Raw genomic sequence first — 1,599 nt, 5'->3', positions numbered from 1 at the left:
AAGTCTCTGGTAGAGTAGTAAAGGGTGTTTTCTGTTAAGCTGGTTATGGTTCGCACTGATTCCTCCGGAAGGCATTCACTGATCTTGGTTTGCAGGTAGGTTTTACCGCTTCCGGATCTCCCAAAAATGATGGCGTGCAAGGGTTCATCAAAGAACCTCGATAAGTACAGGAAGAAGAGTAGTAAACCGTTCTTTTGCTCTCCGATCAGGCCGCTTTGGCTGACTAATGTTAAGGTCTTTTTTACCAGTTCAGGAGATTTCAAAAACTTCATGGCCTGCTGCTCCTCCTTGTCGGTCATTTCATAAAGCTTCGGTTTCAGGGCTTTTACCTGCGCTTCCCGTTCTTTCATCCGGTATTCTTCCAGTTTCTCGGTCAGTTCTGTTACGGTGTTGCTTATCTGCGTGGTACTGAGTTCTAAAGCTTCTGTAAGGTTCTGAACCAGTTTTTTAGTGCTCTGGTGGCTGTAAAGGTTTACATCATCTCTGAAGGTCTTGTAGTTCCTTCCTTCGTCAGGACAGGCTTTGCTTTTAATGTGTAAACTAACTTTTAAACGACTAAGGTTCTCCTTCTCTATCCCGCCCCACACATTGCATGTGAGGCAGTTATTTTCAAAGATGATGTGTTCGGGGTTGGTGGTGTCTAAGATGCATTTACCTTCTGGTGCCAGTGGTTTTGGTGTTGTAGGTTTGGGCTTTTCTTCCTTTTCATTTGAAGGAAAAAGGGGGTTTTCTATTATCAAGTAAGTGCGTGAAGATCTCCGGCTCATGGCTTTGGGCAAGGCTGTTGATATCTTCATTTTCGGGTACTTCTATTTGTGTGATTTTGACTGTTGCCTGTCCCGATCCTTTCGGGAGCTTTAGTTGCTGTAGCTCTTTGCTGTATTTCTCCGTGGCCTTTCTTCCTGCTTCATCTCCATTTAAAAAGAAGATGATTTCTTCAAGCTCCTGCAGATCCTCAATGGCTTTGGTGTGTTCTTCTGTTAATCCGTTAGTGCCGTAAAGGGCTAAAAGCTCGTACTCCTGTAATTCAAACTGCTGCAAAGTGGCTGCATCAATAATGGATTCTGTCAGGATCAGTTTTTTGGTTTCTTTCTTCGGGTAGTTTGGGTAAAGTCCTTGCCGGTCTTTTAAATAGAAGTGTCTCGCTTTGTGGTTGTCGATCGTGCTTCTAAAGTAAAGGCTTACCACTTGGTTTTGGGGGTTCCGCAGTGCAAACACGATGCAGTTTTTACCAAAAGGGCTGTAGGCTTTTTCTCCTGTCCTGTTGTTTACATGGCCTCTGTCCAGTAAAAGGCCATATTTCAGGCAACTTTCTACAAGGTGTTTTTCTTTCCTGCTTCCGTGGTGGAACTGGCCACTGTTGTAGCCGACCTGTATTTTGTCTTTATCAAGGTTTCTGCTCTCGAGGTATTCTTTGGCGGGTTTGCTGTTGTGGACTCCGTTTCTGAAGTAGGTGAACATTCGGGTGAGTAGGTCAGCTCTGCTGAGCTCACGAACTCGTGCTGACCGACCGGAGGGAGCGTCAGCATTGGTTCCTGTTATCATGCTTTCTGTCCCTGACGAAGGCTGCGCCTTGTCAGGACGGAGCAAAAGCTCCGC

1 protein-coding gene and 1 pseudogene are annotated in these 1,599 nt (G+C 45.5%); both read right to left on the bottom strand.

All coding sequences use genetic code 11. The features are described 5' to 3' along the window. A pseudogene (locus C900_RS30770) lies at positions 1-740 on the bottom strand (CHC2 zinc finger domain-containing protein); the annotation flags it as partial. Further along, positions 706-1,599, bottom strand: an 894-nt coding sequence (locus C900_RS30765; protein WP_245558496.1) for a toprim domain-containing protein, incomplete at its 5' end; no start/stop codon positions are given. The pseudogene C900_RS30770 and the gene C900_RS30765, both read right to left, overlap by 35 nt.

The sequence above is a fragment of the Fulvivirga imtechensis AK7 genome (assembly GCF_000331535.1).
Taxonomy (GTDB): Bacteria; Bacteroidota; Bacteroidia; order Cytophagales; family Cyclobacteriaceae; genus Fulvivirga; species Fulvivirga imtechensis.
Note: the sequence above shows the minus strand (reverse complement) of the source record. Positions and strands in the feature narration are given on the sequence as shown.